General features: G+C 40.9%; 16 protein-coding genes, 1 tRNA gene and 1 other annotated feature. Of the genes, 15 read left to right on the forward strand and 2 right to left on the reverse strand.

Annotated elements, in window-relative coordinates; genetic code table 11:
• Positions 1–87: 87 nt before the first annotated feature.
• The 10 genes from D8790_RS04955 to D8790_RS05000 all read left to right on the forward strand — a co-directional run bounded on the left by D8790_RS04955 (position 88) and on the right by D8790_RS05000 (position 8,849).
• Complete coding sequence (locus D8790_RS04955; protein WP_125387791.1) at positions 88–1,230, forward strand: cysteine desulfurase family protein; 1,143 nt, start codon at positions 88–90, stop codon at positions 1,228–1,230.
• A 3-nt stretch (positions 1,231–1,233) separates the two neighbouring features.
• On the forward strand, positions 1,234–2,448 hold the full coding sequence (thiI, locus tag D8790_RS04960; RefSeq protein ID WP_125387792.1) for a tRNA uracil 4-sulfurtransferase ThiI: 1,215 nt from the start codon (positions 1,234–1,236) through the stop codon (positions 2,446–2,448).
• A 75-nt stretch (positions 2,449–2,523) separates the two neighbouring features.
• On the forward strand, positions 2,524–3,123 hold the full coding sequence (locus tag D8790_RS04965) for a hypothetical protein (RefSeq protein WP_125387793.1): 600 nt from the start codon (positions 2,524–2,526) through the stop codon (positions 3,121–3,123).
• A gap of 105 nt (positions 3,124–3,228) precedes the next feature.
• Positions 3,229–3,316, forward strand: a sequence feature (ribosomal protein L21 leader region).
• Positions 3,317–3,351: 35 nt separating this feature from the next.
• Positions 3,352–3,666: a 50S ribosomal protein L21 gene (rplU, locus tag D8790_RS04970; protein ID WP_005591928.1), complete on the forward strand. Its 315-nt coding sequence runs from the start codon at positions 3,352–3,354 to the stop codon at positions 3,664–3,666.
• Between the two features lie 15 nt (positions 3,667–3,681).
• Positions 3,682–4,026, forward strand: coding sequence for a ribosomal-processing cysteine protease Prp (locus D8790_RS04975; RefSeq protein ID WP_005590407.1), 345 nt, complete (start codon positions 3,682–3,684; stop codon positions 4,024–4,026).
• A 17-nt stretch (positions 4,027–4,043) separates the two neighbouring features.
• Positions 4,044–4,337 (forward strand): 50S ribosomal protein L27, encoded by a 294-nt coding sequence (rpmA, locus tag D8790_RS04980; RefSeq protein WP_005590406.1) that lies wholly within the window; start codon positions 4,044–4,046, stop codon positions 4,335–4,337.
• A 161-nt stretch (positions 4,338–4,498) separates the two neighbouring features.
• Positions 4,499–6,481: an NACHT domain-containing protein gene (locus D8790_RS04985; RefSeq protein ID WP_125387794.1), complete on the forward strand. Its 1,983-nt coding sequence runs from the start codon at positions 4,499–4,501 to the stop codon at positions 6,479–6,481.
• A 103-nt stretch (positions 6,482–6,584) separates the two neighbouring features.
• The gene (locus tag D8790_RS04990) at positions 6,585–6,893 is read left to right on the forward strand and encodes a rhodanese-like domain-containing protein (RefSeq protein ID WP_045497485.1); all 309 of its coding nucleotides are present in this window, start codon (positions 6,585–6,587) and stop codon (positions 6,891–6,893) included.
• Positions 6,894–6,906: 13 nt separating this feature from the next.
• On the forward strand, positions 6,907–8,559 hold the full coding sequence (locus tag D8790_RS04995; RefSeq protein WP_125387795.1) for an FAD-dependent oxidoreductase: 1,653 nt from the start codon (positions 6,907–6,909) through the stop codon (positions 8,557–8,559).
• Positions 8,556–8,849, forward strand: coding sequence for a rhodanese-like domain-containing protein (locus D8790_RS05000; RefSeq protein WP_125379444.1), 294 nt, complete (start codon positions 8,556–8,558; stop codon positions 8,847–8,849). Before D8790_RS04995 ends, D8790_RS05000 begins: the two co-directional genes overlap by 4 nt.
• A gap of 50 nt (positions 8,850–8,899) precedes the next feature.
• Here the strand turns inward: D8790_RS05000 and D8790_RS05005 are convergent, their stop codons facing one another.
• Positions 8,900–9,154: a metal-sensitive transcriptional regulator gene (locus tag D8790_RS05005; RefSeq protein ID WP_015605027.1), complete on the reverse strand. Its 255-nt coding sequence runs from the start codon at positions 9,152–9,154 to the stop codon at positions 8,900–8,902.
• A 270-nt stretch (positions 9,155–9,424) separates the two neighbouring features.
• Here D8790_RS05005 and D8790_RS05010 point away from each other — a divergent pair, with 270 nt between their 5' ends.
• The 3 genes from D8790_RS05010 to D8790_RS05020 all read left to right on the forward strand — a co-directional run bounded on the left by D8790_RS05010 (position 9,425) and on the right by D8790_RS05020 (position 12,064).
• Positions 9,425–11,389, forward strand: a complete 1,965-nt coding sequence (locus tag D8790_RS05010) for a peptide ABC transporter substrate-binding protein (protein WP_125387796.1) — start codon at positions 9,425–9,427, stop codon at positions 11,387–11,389.
• Between the two features lie 123 nt (positions 11,390–11,512).
• Positions 11,513–11,584 (forward strand) — tRNA-Arg (locus D8790_RS05015).
• Positions 11,585–11,641: 57 nt separating this feature from the next.
• A complete protein-coding gene (locus D8790_RS05020; RefSeq protein ID WP_125387797.1) occupies positions 11,642–12,064 on the forward strand; it encodes an NUDIX hydrolase in 423 nt (140 codons plus the stop codon).
• A gap of 42 nt (positions 12,065–12,106) precedes the next feature.
• Here D8790_RS05020 and D8790_RS05025 read toward each other — a convergent pair whose 3' ends face one another.
• Positions 12,107–13,093 carry an L-lactate dehydrogenase gene (locus tag D8790_RS05025; RefSeq protein WP_005591942.1) on the reverse strand — a complete coding sequence of 329 codons (987 nt, stop codon included), beginning with the start codon at positions 13,091–13,093 and terminating at the stop codon, positions 12,107–12,109.
• 206 nt (positions 13,094–13,299) lie between these two features.
• On the opposite strand from D8790_RS05025, the gene gyrA reads away from it, so the two are divergent.
• Both gyrA and D8790_RS05035 read left to right on the forward strand, forming a co-directional pair.
• Positions 13,300–15,750, forward strand: a complete 2,451-nt coding sequence (gene gyrA, locus D8790_RS05030; protein WP_221765898.1) for a DNA gyrase subunit A — start codon at positions 13,300–13,302, stop codon at positions 15,748–15,750.
• A 7-nt stretch (positions 15,751–15,757) separates the two neighbouring features.
• Positions 15,758–16,504: a class A sortase gene (locus tag D8790_RS05035; protein WP_125387799.1), complete on the forward strand. Its 747-nt coding sequence runs from the start codon at positions 15,758–15,760 to the stop codon at positions 16,502–16,504.
• Positions 16,505–16,522: the final 18 nt, after the last annotated feature.

Raw genomic sequence — 16,522 nt, forward strand, 5'->3', positions numbered from 1 at the left:
TAGGGACTGCGCCCTTTTCTTGTTCCTAGGCTCGTTTCGTGTTACAATAGGAGTATTGATTTTTACTGATAAATACAGAGGAAAAAGATGATTTATTTAGATAATTCAGCGACAACCAAGCCCTATCCAGAGGCGCTGGCTACCTATACAGAAGTGGCTTCTAAAATCTGGGGTAATCCTTCTAGTCTGCATAGTTTGGGCAGTCAGGCGACCCGTCTCTTAGAGGCCTCTCGCCGTCAAATAGCAGAGCTTTTAGGTAAGTCTTCGTCGGAGATTTTTTTTACGTCTGGAGGGACAGAAGGGGACAACTGGGTACTTAAAGGAGTCGCCTTTGAAAAGATTCCTTTTGGAAAACACATCATCGTATCCAACATTGAGCATCCCGCGGTTAAAGAATCAGCCCTCTGGTTGCAGAGTCAGGGATTTGAAGTTGATTTTGCGCCAGTAGATAAGGCGGGTTTTGTTGATGTAGACAAACTAGCGGAGTTGATTCGATCAGACACTACTCTGATCTCGATCATGGCTGTCAATAATGAGATCGGTAGTATTCAGCCCATTCAGAAAATATCCGAACTGCTAGCAGACAAACCGACTATTTCCTTTCACGTGGATGCTGTCCAGGCTGTTACGAAGATTCCGACAGCGGCTTATCTGACGGATCGCGTGGATTTCGCGACATTCTCCAGTCATAAATTTCACGGTCTTCGGGGCGTAGGATTTGTCTATATCAAGTCTGGCAAGAAAATTAGTCCGCTTTTGACTGGTGGCGGCCAGGAGTCGGATAAGCGCTCCACAACGGAAAATCTAGCAGGCATTGCAGCCACAGCCAAGGCTCTGCGATTGTCCATGGAAAAGCAAGAAACGTTTGCCCAGCGGACGGCTCAGATGAAGAAGATTATCCTTGAAGAGCTGCAGAAGTATTCCGACGTGGTGGTCTTCTCAGGCTTGGAAGATTTTGCGCCTCATATCCTGACCTTTGGTATCAAGGGAGTACGAGGTGAAGTCGTCGTCCATGCGTTTGAAGACTACGAGATCTATATCTCGACGACCAGCGCTTGCTCTTCTAAGGCTGGTAAGCCAGCGGGAACCCTCATCGCTATGGGGGTCGAAAAGTCTCTCGCTCAAACTGCCGTCCGTATCAGTTTAGATCTGGACAACGATATGAGCCAGATGGAACAGTTTTTAACAACTTTTAAAATCATTTACGAAAAAACCAGAAAAGTAAGGTAAACAATGCAATATTCAGAAATTATGGTGCGCTATGGTGAGCTTTCTACCAAGGGCAAGAACCGCATGCGCTTTATCAACAAACTCAAACGTAATATTCAGGCTGTTTTGTCAGTCTATCAGCAGGTCCATGTCAAGGCTGACCGTGACCGAACTCATGTCTATTTGCATGGAACAGACTATCAGCCTGTCGCTGAGTCACTCAAGCAGATTTTTGGGATTCAGAATTTTTCACCGTCTTATAAAATCGAAAAGTCGGTACCAGCCCTAATCGAAGCTGTCCAAACCATCATGAAGGAAGTTTATCAAGAAGGTATGACTTTTAAGATTTCCAGCAAGCGCAGTGATCACAGCTTTGAATTGGATAGCCGCGAGCTCAATCAGACATTGGGGGATGCTGTTTTTAAGGCCATTCCAAATGTTCAGGTCAAGATGAAAGCGCCAGATATTGACCTGCGCGTTGAGATTCGTGAGGAAGCGGCCTATATCTCTTATGAGACGATTCGTGGTGCTGGGGGACTGCCAGTCGGCACTTCAGGCAAGGGCACGCTCATGCTGTCTGGTGGGATTGACTCACCGGTGGCTGGTTATCTGGCTCTCAAGCGTGGTGTAGACATCGAGGCGGTTCACTTTGCTAGTCCGCCTTATACTAGTCCAGGTGCGTTGAAAAAAGCTCAAGATTTGACGCGAATATTGACCAAGTTTGGCGGCAATATCCAGTTTATCGAAGTGCCTTTTACAGAGATTCAGGAAGAAATCAAGGCAAAGGCTCCAGAAGCCTACCTGATGACACTGACTCGTCGCTTTATGATGCGTATTACAGACCGGATTCGAGAGGAGCGGGGCGGTCAAGTCATTATCAATGGAGAAAGTCTAGGTCAGGTGGCAAGTCAAACCATCGAGAGTATGCAGGCTATTAACGCCGTGACCAATACACCGGTTATCCGTCCTGTCGTGACGATGGATAAGCTGGAAATCATTGAGATTGCAGAAAAAATTGATACTTTCCAAATCTCTATCCAGCCATTTGAAGACTGCTGTACTATTTTTGCGCCTGACCGGCCTAAAACCAATCCAAAAATAAAGAATGCCGAGCAGTACGAAGCTCGTCTAGATGTTGAAGGCTTGGTAGAACGCGCTGTTGCAGGCATCATGATTACAGAAATCAGGCCACAGGTAGAGACTGATGAAGTTGATGAGCTGATTGAGGGGTTGTTGTAGGAGTTTAGAAGTAGCTTTTTACTAAAAGAATCTGGAAATTATATCCATCTATGCTGAAGATAAAAGGGGATATTTATGAACGAGTGGGATTATTTCTTGAGTGGGCTCATGCGAGCATTGTCTTGGAAAGATGGACAAGATAATGCTTTGCTGTTTGGAATTCCCAGTTGGACTTATTTTATTGGTCTCTTAGTTCATTTCCAGATTTTCCTAAGCTTGTATGCTCTCTTATTTTTGGGATATCATAAAGATATTAAGGAAGCTGGCTCTGTCAAGAAGGCCATGAGAAATAAATGGAATACTATACGTCAAAGCCAAAAAAGTAAGGGCAGAGCTATTTTTGTCACAATAATTGGCGTTCTTCTTATGTTTTTTATCTTTCCTGCTTATGAAGGCTATCGAATGACCAATGGTATTTGGCGCTATCATTATTTTACTAATCAGATAACCGAGCTAAAAACGGCTTTAGTGACTGGTGTTGATACCGAGACTGGAGGAAGTAAGTCTACCTATTCTCGTATTACCTTTACTATTAACGTTGATGGAAAAGAGCGAGAGGTTAATGTTTCAGATAGTAATAAAAGTCTTGCCAGATCAGCAAAAAAAAATTTGAAGCCTCCGATAGCTATTGAGGTCTATGTCAATCAAGAAGGGCAGATTGTATATTTTAAATAAATGGAAGTACAGAATGAGGATATTTAGTCGAAAATCCGTTTTCATTAAATAAAATTACTTGCAAAAGGTTAGTAGAAGTGCTATACTAAGAATGTTGACTATGCACGGCCTGTGCAACCGCTCGAACATCGTTGATCACATAGTGAGTATAAAGTGGTTCGTCCCACGATGCTAGGCGAGTCTTCACAAAAATACGGGGAAACCCCAAAAAATCATAGGAGGTGCATAATGAGCACATACGCAATCATTAAAACTGGCGGAAAACAAGTTAAAGTTGAAGTTGGTCAAGCTATCTACGTTGAAAAATTGGATGTTGAAGCTGGTCAAGAAGTGACTTTTAATGAAGTTGTTCTTGTTGGTGGTGATAAAACTGTTGTCGGAACTCCACTTGTTTCTGGAGCTACTGTAGTTGGAACTGTTGAAAAACAAGGAAAACAAAAGAAAGTCGTTACTTTCAAGTACAAACCTAAAAAAGGTAGCCACCGCAAACAAGGTCACCGTCAACCTTACACTAAAGTTGTCATCAACGCAATCAACGCTTAATTTACAGGAGAACACATGATACAAGCAGTCTTTGAGAAAGCCGAAGATGGCGAGCTGAGGAGTGCGGAAATTACTGGACACGCCGGAAGTGGCGAATACGGCTTTGATGTCGTGTGTGCATCGGTTTCTACGCTTGCCATAAATTTCATCAATTCAATTGAAAAATTTGCAGGCTATGAACCAATCCTAGAATTAAACGAAGAAGAAGGCGGATATTTACGAGTAGAAATCCCTATGGATATTCCGCCGCATCAGAGAGAAATGACTCAGCTTTTCTTTGAATCATTTTTCTTGGGAATGGCAAACTTATCGGAGAACTCTTCTGAGTTCGTCCAAACCAGAGTTATCACAGAAAACTAACACGGAGGAAAAACACTATGTTAAAAATGAATCTTGCAAGCTTGCAACTTTTCGCCCACAAAAAAGGTGGAGGTTCAACGTCAAACGGACGTGATTCACAAGCAAAACGTCTTGGAGCTAAAGCAGCTGACGGACAAACTGTAACTGGAGGATCTATCCTTTACCGTCAACGCGGTACACACATCTACCCAGGTGTTAACGTTGGCCGCGGTGGAGACGATACATTGTTCGCAAAAGTTGAAGGTGTAGTACGCTTTGAACGTAAAGGTCGCGATAAGAAACAAGTATCAGTTTACCCAATTGCGAAATAATTCATTCTTTATAGAAATCCCTGTCTTAAGATAGGGATTTCTATTTTTGGAGAAAATGAAATCGTTTCCTTTTGTGAAATCATTTTAAAAGAAATTGTTGCTACATGCAATGTTTTTTTTGTATAATAGAGTTGTTATAAGGATATTCTAAGGAGGGCAATATGGGATTTCTGGGTTTAGCTATTTCAGCTTTGTTAAATAATACGTTGATTCAATTAAAAGATGAATTGGTGGACTTTGGTGTAGATAATTGGGAAAAATTTGAAACTGGATTTAATAAAAGTTTTACTTCCTATTTTGAGGGTTCATTTAAGAGAGTGAAGAATATTCCGTTTGTGTTAAGCGGTACAAATAATATTGATTTGCTTTCTATTTTTCAGCCCACTTATTTAAAATCAGAAATAAGTCATGTGAGATGTTATACTGCTGATTTAGATAATATTTTACAAGAATCGGATAATGCTTGGATTTATGGATATGGTGGCATTGGTAAATCAACCATGCTGAAGTACTTTTTCCTTAAGGAGATTGAAAAAGCTACGAGTAACAATAATCAAAGAATCCCCATTTATATTGAATTGAGGAAATATAATTTTGATTCGAAGAAAAGAAGGGAATTTTTAAATTTTATATATGAAGAAGCTAAAGTATTAGGGTTTGATTTAGAGTTTGAGTATTTTGAATATATGGCAAAAAAAGGGCGTTTTATTTTTCTTTTGGATGCTTTTGATGAAATAGCTTCAAATAATATGGAACAAGCGGCGACAGAGATAGAAGAATTAGCCACTAAATATTCTAATAATCCAATCCTTGTGACTAGCCGAAAATTACTTTTTAATCATATAAATAATGCCTCTTTATTTCATCCCTATCAAACGAATGGCTTAAGTAAAGACGAAGCAATAGCATTAATAAAGCGCATCAGTACATTGCCTGAATCAGAGCCAAGAGAAGAGGTGTTTGAAGGGTTTATCAAGAGTTTGGAAGATCAGTTATATGATGAATATCAATCATTTGCAGAAAATCCTATATTGCTTTTCTTGATGTTACAAATGTTTCAAAGAAATGCAAATTTTCCGACTGAGAAAGCTACTTTTATCAAAGATTCTTATCGACTGCTCTATAAAGAACATGATCATTCAAAATTAGTTGCTATGAAAAGACAATTTAAAACCGACTTATCTGAGTCTACTATGTTGCGAGTGATTTCTTATCTTTGTTTTCTCACTTACTTTGAAAATAATGGAGAGAAATTAGAGTTTACAGAAAGTGAAATTCTTTCTTTGCTAGATAGGGTATTAAATCATGAAGATTCGTCTTCAACAAGAGCAGAAGATTTGCTTGCTGATTTGATAACCCGTCTATGTATCATACATAAAGAGGGACGATCTTACTATTTTGTCCATAATATTTTCCAAGAATTTTACGCGGCAAACTACTTATATGAGTTGTATGATGAAACCCAAGAACAATTTTTTAAAACTGCTTTTCTTGCTGAAGATATGAATGAACGTTTGATTTTGACTACTTTAGAATATTATGATGAATTGGATAAAGAATTTAATAAGAAGAAGTTAAACTACAATATCTTCCTGCCAATTTTAGAAGAATTAAAACGTAGAAATGAAGGAAGAGACTTTGGTGAATTGGATACAAATTTATACGATGTGAGCCTGTCTCCTAAAGGTGAGGGAGATATTAGTTTCGATGATTTGGGTTCTTATTTTTTATATTATTTAATGGAATTTGCTGAAAAAGTTTATTTAGTAGAGCAAGATAAAAAACTGCCTTTGCCTGTAAAATTTCCCAAAATTAAAGAAAAAAAGATATTTTTTATATTTTCCAAATATCATGATAATTTAAAGGATCAAGAGTATTTTCAACTGCATGTTAAAATTTATAATGAACTCCAAAACGTAAAACTAACAAGTGAAGCAATGGAACTTATGGAAAAGTATAAGCTAGACTTGCTTAATTTCTCTATTGACTATAGTACGATTCGTAAAGACGATGCATGGTATGAAGTCTTCAAAAAAAGTAGTGCTTATGAATGTTTAAATTTCATTGAAGCCTGGGTAACAACGACAAGAACCGAAAAAGAAGCGGACAAAAGAAAAATCCCAATTTTGAATTTTNAAAAATAAATCGGCAATATCTGCTAATTTATTTAGTTTTGAAATCGTTTCCTTGACATTTTCTCTTCTTAGTGTTTTAATATACCCTATAGGGGTATAAAGGAGAAAAAATATGTTTCATTTTTTTACAAAAATAGATAGTATTTCAACGGATGAGTTGGAGAAGCGATTGAAGTCCAATATCCAACTAATTGATGTACGGACACCATCCGAATTTCGTAGAGGACATATCAAAGAGGCCCAGAATATTCCTTTGAGCCAAATTGGTCAATTTGCTCCAGCTAAAAAGGAGACGATTTACGTTATTTGCCATTCAGGCGTGCGGAGCAAGATGGCAGCGAAAAAGCTGAAGAAAAAGGGCTATGATGTTGTCAATGTCCGCGGTGGTATGAGCGCTTGGACAGGGAAAACCATTAAGTAGAAGGGGTTAAACAATGAAAATTATTATCGTTGGTGGAGTTGCAGGCGGTATGTCTGCGGCAACACGTTTAAGACGGATGATGGAAGATGCTGAAATTGTGATTTTTGAAAAAGGTCCTTTTGTATCTTTTGCGAACTGCGGTCTGCCTTATTATATTTCTGGTGAAATTGCTGAGCGAGATGCTCTCTTGGTTCAAACACCTGAAAGTCTCAAGGCGCGTTTTAACTTGGATGTGCGACCTTTTCATGAGGTGGTGAAAATTTCGCCTGAAGATCATACGGTGACGGTGGCTCATGACGGTTCAGAGTTCACAGAGCAGTATGACAAGCTGATTCTTTCACCGGGGGCGAAGCCTTTTATTCCTGAGATTGAAGGACTTTCAGAAGCAAATAATGTATTCACTTTGCGCAATGTTCCAGACTTGGATCAGATCATGATAGTCTTGGATAAAGAGCCACAAGAGGCTGTTGTCGTAGGTGCTGGATTTATCGGTCTGGAAACGGCTGAAAATCTACGCAAGCGTGGCCTGAATGTAACAATCGTAGAAAAAGCGCCGCATGTTTTGCCACCGCTGGATGAGGAAATGGCAGCTTTTGTCCAAGCTGAATTAGCGGACAAGGGAGTGAAGGTCATTACTTCCCAGTCAGCTACTCGCTTCGAAGAAAATGGCAAAATAATCGTCTTGGAAGATGGTCAAAAATTGGCTTCAGATGTGACCATTCTCTCTGTCGGGGTCCAGCCTGAAAATAGCTTGGCTAAGGCAGCAGGGATTGAAACTGGTCTTCGTGGGGGCATCTTGGTCGACGAGCATTATGAAACAAGCCAGAAAGATATTATTGCAGTCGGCGATGCTATCCTTGTCAAGCAGGAAATCACTGGTGAAGATGCCCTGATTGCCCTAGCTTCGCCTGCTAATCGACAAGGTCGTCAGGTAGCAGATGTTATTGCTGGCTTGGAGCGGAAGAATAAGGGAAGCATTGGTACGGCTATTGTGCGTATCTTTGATATGACAGCCGCTTCCACAGGCCTGAACGAGCGTTTCCTTCAGCAAAATCAGCTGCCTTATCAAGCGATTCATGTCAGCGGTAAGGATCATGCAGGCTACTATCCAGGTGCGACTGACTTGACCTTGAAATTGCTCTTTGAGCCAAAAACTGGAAAAATCTATGGTGCTCAAGGTGTGGGCAAAAAAGGCGTTGATAAGCGGATTGATATTCTGTCGACAGCTATCAAGGGCAATCTCACGATTTTTGATTTGCCAGAGCTGGAGTTCACCTATGCACCACCTTTTGGCTCAGCCAAGGATCTGGTCAATATGCTGGGCTATGCAGCTATGAATCTAGCGGAAGGCTTGAGTGAAAATATCCAATGGCACCAGCTGGAAGACGAGTTGGCAAGCGGGAAAGTCTTTTTAGATGTTCGGACGCTCAATGAATTTAAGCAAGGACGCTTAAAGGCGGACAAGACAGTCCATATTCCTCTGAATGAACTCAGAGAACGCTTGGCTGAGCTGGATAAGGAAGAAGAATATATCGTGAGCTGCCACAGCGGTCTGCGCAGCTATATTGCCGAGCGAATCTTAAAACAAGCAGGATTTGCAGTGAAAAATCTAAACGGAGCTTATGCTTTGTATAAAATGGTAAAACCAGAAGGAGTAGAAAAATGAAAACTATATCAGTGGCTGACTTAGAAAAGCAGTATCAATCTGAAAAATTGGCCATCGTAGATGTGCGCGAAAGACATGAATTTCAAGCGGGTCATATCCCAAATGCTGGAAATCTTCCGCTTAGTGAGTTGGAAACTGGCTATAAAAAGCTGGATCCTGACTACAAATACTATGTCATTTGCCAAGGAGGTGCACGTTCAGCGACTGCTTGCCAATTTCTTGCCATGCAGGGCTTTGATGTGACCAACGTATCAGGTGGCATGAACGCTTGGTCTGGAGAGACGGAATAAAAGATAAAAAGGATTCAAGTCGTTGCTTGAATCCTTTTTTCCTCTTCTTCTTATTTTCGATTTACCAGAAAATGAATAGCTTTCTCTATTCTTTCCCTTTGCTTTTTCGGATCATCAGATGGATTTTCTAGGCAATCCGTTAAATTCTCAGTAATAACCATCTCAATAACACGGTCAACGCTGGAGCGGACGGCTAATAACTGTGTGAGAATATCTGAACATTCCCTGTCCTCTTCAATCATTTTTTGAATGCCTCTTAACTGTCCCTCGGAGCGCTTGAGGCGGGTAATATAATTAGAATTCACGGTGATTTCCTCGTTTGTTTACATTGAGTTTATTATATGCTTAATCTGTATATTTGTCAATTGGATTGGTTGGAGGTAGTTTTCAGAAATTTTCCATAATCACTCTCTGATTCCTCTATTTACTTTTTATCAGAATTCTGGTATAATAGCTTATGTTATAAAATATAACATAGAAATTGAACTAAGAGAATACTAAATAAAATAAGGGCTTATCTTTATTTCCGATCCTCTTATTCTTGGACTTTTCTCTCAATTTTTGGAGGTGTATTTATGAAAGTATCAAAAATGCTTTTAGCTACTGGAGTGGTACTCAGTGCAGGAGTATTCTTGTCAGCATGTGGCAAATCTTCATCCAGCACAACTACATATTCTTATGTTTATGCTAGTGATCCAGATAGCTTGAACTACCTGACCACTAACCGTGCAACTACATCAGACGTTATTACAAACCTTGTAGATGGTCTTTTGGAAAATGATGAATATGGAAATCTAGTTCCTTCTCTTGCAGAATCATGGACAGTTTCTCAAGACGGCCTGACTTACACATATAAGCTTCGTAAGGATGCTAAGTGGTTCAATGTTGATGGCGAAGAAGTTGCAAATGTGAAAGCTCAAGACTTTGTGACTGGACTTAAATATGTGGCTGACCAGAAGTCTGAAGCCCTTTACCTGATTCAAGACTCGATTAGTGGCTTGGATGCCTATGTCAAAGGCGACGAAAAAGACTTTTCAAAAGTCGGAGTGAAGGCAGTGGATGATTATACGGTTCAATACACGCTGACACGCCCAGAGCCTTATTGGAACTCTAAAACGACGAATAATATCTTGTTCCCTGTCAATGAAGAATTTTTGAAATCTAAAGGAAAAGATTTTGGTTCTGTTGATCCATCAAGTATTCTTTACAACGGTCCTTTCCTTTTGAAATCCTTGACCTCTAAGTCTTCTATGGAATTTGTTAAAAATCCAAATTATTACGATAAAGACAAGGTCAGTCTAGAACATGTTAAATTAACCTACTATGATGGATCAGACCAAGAATCTTTAATTCGCAACTTCAGTGATGGTGCTTATAGTGGTGCCCGTCTCTATCCGAATACTTCAGGATTTGCGGCAGTTAAGAAGAAATATGCGGACAATATCCTTTATAGCCCACAGGATGCGACCTCATATTACTTTAATTTCAACTTCAACCGTCAATCATACAATCACACTTCCAAAACAAGTGATGATCAAAAGAATGCAACAAAAGAAGCGGTTTTAAATAAGGACTTCCGTCAGGCCGTCAATTTTGCCCTTGACCGGACTTCTTATGGTGCGCAAAGTAATGGTAAAGATGGAGCTACCAAGCTGTTGAGAAATACGCTTGTCCCTCCAACATTTGTTCAAATTGGCGATCAAACTTTTGGCCAAGTAGTTGCTTCTAAATTAGTGAATTATGGTACAGAATGGGCAAATATTGATCTGACAGATGCTCAAGATGCTTATTATAATCCAGAGAAAGCCAAGGCAAGATTTGCTAAAGCTAAGGAAGCTTTAGAGTCTAAGGGAGTTCAATTCCCAATCCATTTGGACCTTCCTGTAGACCAAGCTGACAAGGTGAGTATCCAATGGGCAAGTTCAGTAAAACAATCAATTGAATCAACCTTGGGTGCAGAAAATGTAGTGATTGACCTGCAGAAGATTAGTGTGGATGATTTGAACAACATCACCTATTTTGCAAATACTGCAGCTCAAAAGGACTATGACTTCTATACAGGGGGCTGGTCAGCTGACTATCAAGACCCATCTACCTACTTAGATACTCTAAATGTAAATAATGGTGCTAGCTTGCAAAACTTTGGTTTTGAGCCAGGCCAAGATATGGACAAGATGAAAGAGCTGGGCTTGGACACTTATACTAAGATGTTGGAAGAAGCAAATGCTGAAACGACAGATGTGAAAGTTCGCTATGAAAAATATGCGGATGCACAAGCTTGGTTGCTTGATAGTGGGATTATCATGCCGACCATTTCAGGAGGCGGTAGTCCTTCTGTAAGTAAGTCCAAACCTTTCAGTCGTGCCTATTCACTCGTTGGAATCAAGGGATCTGGCTTCAATTTTAAATATACGAAGCTCAGAAGTGAGATTGTAACGACCAAAGAATATGAAGAAGCTAAGAAGAAATGGCAAGAAAAAACGTTGGAATCTAACAAAAAAGCCCAAGAAGAACTAGCAGATCATATTGAAAAGAAATAAGAGATTAAAAGATTAACTTTCAAAGAAAGTTAATCTTTTTGATTTGATCTAGATTAGAAATTTCGTAAAAGGAGCCATTTAGACTTGTTTTTTTGTGAAAAATTAGTTATAATAAATAAGTTGCCACCCTTAGTGTAATGGATATCACGTAAGATTCCGGTTCTTGAGATGGGAGTTCGATTCTCTCAGGGTGGATGACTTAAGCTCGGACTCGTGAGAGTCCTTTTTTATTGTCTAAGGGAGGAGATTGCCATGGCAGTGAAGCTAATCGCTCATACCTTGATTGAGAAGAATGGGCAGTATTTGCTGATCAAACGCTCAAAAATAAAGCGCGGCCTTCCTAATGTTTATCCGTGCTATTGGGATATTCCTGGCGGAAGAGTAGAAGAGAACGAACTACCCAGAGAAGCAGCTCTACGCGAGGCTATAGAAGAGGTTAATCAAAAGATTCGAATTGATAAGATTATCCATGAAGATAGTCAGTTTGACTCAAGAAAGAATGCTGTTTTTACACGCTTGGTTTATGGGGCCAGAATTATAGATCAGTGCGATATCCTATTGGATCCAGAAGAGCATACAGACTTTATTTGGCTTTCTTCTTTGGAGGACTTAGAGGGAGAGCTGATTGTTCCTTATTTAATTGATATTTTTTCTGATAGATTCCACATAAGATAACAAAAAAACATCCCCTTTTTTATCAGGAGATGTTTTTTCTGATTAGTTTTTAGATGCTTCTTGGAATTCTGGATTTTTCCAAGCTTCGTCAATAATTGCTTGCAATTCTTTAGCAGATGCTTGCATTTTTTGAGTTTCTGCATCGTTCAATGGGATATTTACTGGACGAACGATACCGTGTGCACCAACAACTGCTGGTTGACCGATGAAGACATCTTTCACACCGTATTGGCCTTCTTGGAAGACTGAAAGTGGAAGTACAGCATTTTCATCGTCAAGGATAGCTTTTGTGATACGAGCAAGGGCTACAGCGATACCGTAGTATGTAGCACCTTTCTTGTTGATGATTGTGTAAGCAGCATCACGAACGCCTTCGAACAATTCGATCAATTCAGACTCTTGAACATTTTGAGTATCTTTAAGGAATTCTTCAAGGTTTACCCCTGCGATGTTAGCATGTGACCAAACGGCGAATTCTGAATCGCCATGCTCACCCATGATGTAGGCGTGAACTGAACGAGCATCAACATCCAATTTTTCAGCAAGTGCTTGACGGAAACGGGCTGAGTCAAGTGAAGTACCTGAACCGATAACGCGTTCTTTAGGGAAGCCTGAGAATTTCCAAGTTGAATAAGTCAAAACGTCAACTGGGTTAGCAGCAACAAGGAAGATACCATCGAAACCTGATTCAACAACTTGTGTTACGATTGATTTGTTTATGGCAAGGTTTTTACCCACGAGGTCAAGACGAGTTTCACCTGGTTTTTGAGGTGCACCCGCAGTGATAACAACAAGGTCAGCGTCTGCACAGTCAGAGTATTGAGCTGCGTAGATCTTTTTAGGTGAAGTGAAGGCAAGGGCGTGGCTAAGGTCAAGCGCATCACCAACAGCTTTTTCGTGTAATTGTGGAATTTCGATAATTCCAAGCTCTTGTGCAATTCCTTGGTTAACAAGCGCGAAAGCGTAAGATGAACCTACGGCACCGTCACCAACAAGGATGACTTTTTTATGTTGTTTAGTAGCAGTCATTTCTAAACATCTCCTTATTATTTTTGGGGTTTTCCCCATACAATTACATTCTACCACTTTTGATACAGTTTGTCACGGCTCACCGTGGTATTTTGACCCCTAAAAGGCTATGTAAACGTTTTTATATTCGGTTTTAAATACTGAAAATATAGCTAAAATGTGGTATAATGAGATAGTGATTTAATATTGAAATGAGGCATTTTTTAATGCAAGATAGAAACTTAGTAGATGTCAATTTGACCAGCGAAATGAAGACCAGTTTCATCGATTATGCAATGAGTGTTATCGTGGCTCGGGCTCTTCCAGATGTTCGCGATGGTCTTAAGCCGGTTCATCGCCGGATTCTTTATGGCATGAATGAGCTAGGCGTTACGCCTGATAAGCCTCACAAGAAATCAGCTCGTATCACAGGGGATGTCATGGGTAAATACCACCCGCATGGCGATTCCTCTATTTATGAAGCGATGGTGCGGATGGCTCAATGGTGGAGCTATCGCTACATGCTGGTAGACGGCCATGGAAACTTCGGTTCGATGGACGGAGACGGAGCCGCTGCCCAGCGTTATACAGAAGCACGTATGAGCAAGATTGCGTTGGAGATGCTTCGTGATATTAACAAAAATACTGTTGATTATATTGACAACTATGATGCCAGCGAGAGAGAGCCGATGGTTCTTCCTGCTCGCTTCCCTAACTTGCTCGTAAATGGAGCGACAGGGATTGCCGTTGGGATGGCGACCAATATCCCACCTCATAATCTTGGTGAGTCTATTGATGCGGTTAAGCTGGTTATGGATAATCCAGAAGCAACGACTCGTGACATCATGGAAGTCCTGCCTGGCCCAGATTTTCCAACAGGAGCACTGGTGATGGGGAAATCTGGTATTCACCGTGCTTATGAAACAGGGAAGGGTTCGATTGTTCTTCGTTCTCGTACTGAGATTGAAGAAACGAAAAACGGCCGTGAGCGAATTGTCGTAACCGAGTTTCCATACATGGTTAATAAGACTAAAGTCCATGAGCATATTGTTCGCCTGGTGCAGGAAAAACGCATTGACGGTATCACAGCTGTTCGCGACGAATCCAACCGTGAAGGGGTCCGTTTTGTCATTGAGGTTCGCCGTGATGCCTCTGCTCATGTCATTCTAAATAACCTTTTCAAGTTGACTCAGATGCAGACCAATTTCAGCTTCAATATGCTGGCTATTCAAAATGGTGTGCCGAAGATTCTGTCTCTGCGTGAGATTTTGTTGGCCTACATTGAGCACCAAAAGGAAGTGGTGACTCGCCGGACAGCCTTCGATAAAGAAAAGGCGGAAGCTCGAGCACACATCTTGGCTGGTTTGCTGATTGCGTTGGATCATATCGATGAAGTGATTCGCATTATCCGTAATAGCGAGACGGACGCAGAAGCCCAAGCTGAATTGATGGCTAAGTTTGAACTTTCTGAGCGCCAGAGTCAGGCTATCCTTGACATGCGTCTGCGTCGTCTGACTGGTTTGGAACGTGATAAGATTCAGTCAGAGTACGACGAGCTGATTGCCTTGATTGCGGACTTGGCTGATATCTTGGCAAAGCCAGAGCGCGTTATCGCTATTATCAAGGAAGAGCTAGACGAGGTCAAGCGTAAATTTGCGGATGACCGTCGAACTGAGCTGATGGTGGGAGAAGTCCTTTCTCTTGAAGATGAAGATTTGATTGAGGAAGCGGATGTTTTGATTACCCTGTCTAATAAAGGCTATATCAAACGTCTGAATCAGGCAGAATTCACTGCTCAGAAACGTGGTGGACGCGGTGTTCAAGGAACTGGTGTCAAAGATGATGACTTCGTCAAAGAGCTGGTTTCAACGAGCACTCACGATAGACTGCTCTTCTTTACTAACAAGGGCCGAGTCTATCGTCTCAAAGGATATGAAATCCCTGAGTACGGCCGAACAGCCAAGGGCTTGCCAGTGGTCAATCTCTTGAAACTGGATGAAGGAGAGACCATTCAGACCATTATCAACGTTCAGCAGGACAGTAGCGATCATTCCTACCTCTTCTTTACAACCCGTTTGGGTGTGGTTAAACGAACCAGCGTAACAGAGTTTGCTAATATCCGTCAAAACGGTCTCAAGGCCTTGAATTTGAAGGATGAAGACGAGCTTATCAATGTCTTTCTGACGGACGGTGCTGCAGATGTTATCATTGGTACTAAGTTTGGTTATTCGGTCCGTTTCAATGAGACAGCTGTCCGGAGCATGAGCCGTAGTGCGACTGGTGTTCGTGGGGTTAATCTGCGGGACGGCGACCAGGTCGTTGGAGCTGGTGTGATTTCTGAGGGTGACGAAGTGCTTGTCATTACCGAAAAAGGCTATGGTAAGCGAACTCTTGCCAGTGAGTATCCAACCAAGGGCCGTGGTGGTAAAGGGATAAAAACAGCCAATATCACTGATAAGAACGGACCTCTCGCTGGTCTGATGACCGTCACTGGCGAAGAAGATTTGATGATTATCACCAATACAGGTGTCATTATCCGTACCAGTGTGGCTAATATTTCTCAGACAGGCCGCTCAACTATGGGAGTGAAGGTTATGCGTCTGGACCAAAATGCTCAGATTGTTACCTTTACAACGGTTGCGCCTGATGAAAAAGACGATGAGGAAGAAGTAGAATAAGAGGAGGATGAATGTGAAGAAATCTAAGAAAAAATTCAAGCTAAGAAATTTCATCATTAACTGTGCGGTTTTCCTTTTATTTCTAGTTGCTCTAGCTCTGATTTTCAACTCGTCTATCCGAAATATGATCATGGTTTGGCACACGAATCAATACCAGGTTAGCAAGGTCTCTAAGGAAGAAATCAAGCAGAATAAGGCAGTCGAGTCAAGTTTCGAGTTTAGCGATGTCCAATCTCTTTCTACAGAAGCGGTGATTAATGCTCAGTGGCAGGCTCAAAAATTGCCAGTTATCGGTGGCATTTCAATTCCTGAAGTTTCAATGAATCTGCCAATTTTCAAAGGTTTGGATAATGTTGGCCTTTACTATGGTGCTGGCACTATGAAAGAAGATCAACAAATGGGACAAGGAAACTATGCCTTAGCCAGCCACCACGTCTTTGGAATTACTGGAGCCAGTGACATGCTCTTTTCACCGCTAGATCGTGCCAAAATAGGGATGAAAATTTATATCACGGATAAGGAAAAAATCTATACCTATACGATTTCTAGTATAGAAAGTGTTGCACCAGAGCGTGTTGATGTCATCAATGATACAGAAGGTGTTGCTGAAATCACTTTAGTCACATGTGAGGATGCAGCAGCAACCAGTCGAACTATTGTTAAAGGTACGCTTGAAAGTACGATTGACTATGACAAGGCACCAAAAGATATTTTAGATGCTTTCAGTCGATCTTATAATCAAATGCAGCTATAATAAGAAATATTGTAAAAC

The sequence above is a fragment of the Streptococcus cristatus genome (assembly GCF_003943535.1).
Taxonomy (GTDB): Bacteria; Bacillota; Bacilli; order Lactobacillales; family Streptococcaceae; genus Streptococcus; species Streptococcus cristatus_L.

What these genes read in the sequence shown, in the direction of transcription:
- D8790_RS04995 (WP_125387795.1), top strand. Translation starts at nt 6,907, where the DNA reads ATGAAAATTATTATCGTTGGTGGAGTTGCAGGCGGTATGTCTGCGGCA.
- D8790_RS05035 (WP_125387799.1), top strand. Translation starts at nt 15,758, where the DNA reads ATGAATGTGAAGAAATCTAAGAAAAAATTCAAGCTAAGAAATTTCATC.
- thiI (WP_125387792.1), top strand. Translation starts at nt 1,234, where the DNA reads ATGCAATATTCAGAAATTATGGTGCGCTATGGTGAGCTTTCTACCAAG.
- D8790_RS04955 (WP_125387791.1), top strand. Translation starts at nt 88, where the DNA reads ATGATTTATTTAGATAATTCAGCGACAACCAAGCCCTATCCAGAGGCG.
- gyrA (WP_221765898.1), top strand. Translation starts at nt 13,300, where the DNA reads ATGCAAGATAGAAACTTAGTAGATGTCAATTTGACCAGCGAAATGAAG.
- rpmA (WP_005590406.1), top strand. Translation starts at nt 4,044, where the DNA reads ATGTTAAAAATGAATCTTGCAAGCTTGCAACTTTTCGCCCACAAAAAA.
- rplU (WP_005591928.1), top strand. Translation starts at nt 3,352, where the DNA reads ATGAGCACATACGCAATCATTAAAACTGGCGGAAAACAAGTTAAAGTT.
- D8790_RS05025 (WP_005591942.1), bottom strand. Translation starts at nt 13,093, where the DNA reads ATGACTGCTACTAAACAACATAAAAAAGTCATCCTTGTTGGTGACGGT.
- D8790_RS04975 (WP_005590407.1), top strand. Translation starts at nt 3,682, where the DNA reads ATGATACAAGCAGTCTTTGAGAAAGCCGAAGATGGCGAGCTGAGGAGT.
- D8790_RS04990 (WP_045497485.1), top strand. Translation starts at nt 6,585, where the DNA reads ATGTTTCATTTTTTTACAAAAATAGATAGTATTTCAACGGATGAGTTG.
- D8790_RS04965 (WP_125387793.1), top strand. Translation starts at nt 2,524, where the DNA reads ATGAACGAGTGGGATTATTTCTTGAGTGGGCTCATGCGAGCATTGTCT.
- D8790_RS05000 (WP_125379444.1), top strand. Translation starts at nt 8,556, where the DNA reads ATGAAAACTATATCAGTGGCTGACTTAGAAAAGCAGTATCAATCTGAA.
- D8790_RS05020 (WP_125387797.1), top strand. Translation starts at nt 11,642, where the DNA reads ATGGCAGTGAAGCTAATCGCTCATACCTTGATTGAGAAGAATGGGCAG.
- D8790_RS05010 (WP_125387796.1), top strand. Translation starts at nt 9,425, where the DNA reads ATGAAAGTATCAAAAATGCTTTTAGCTACTGGAGTGGTACTCAGTGCA.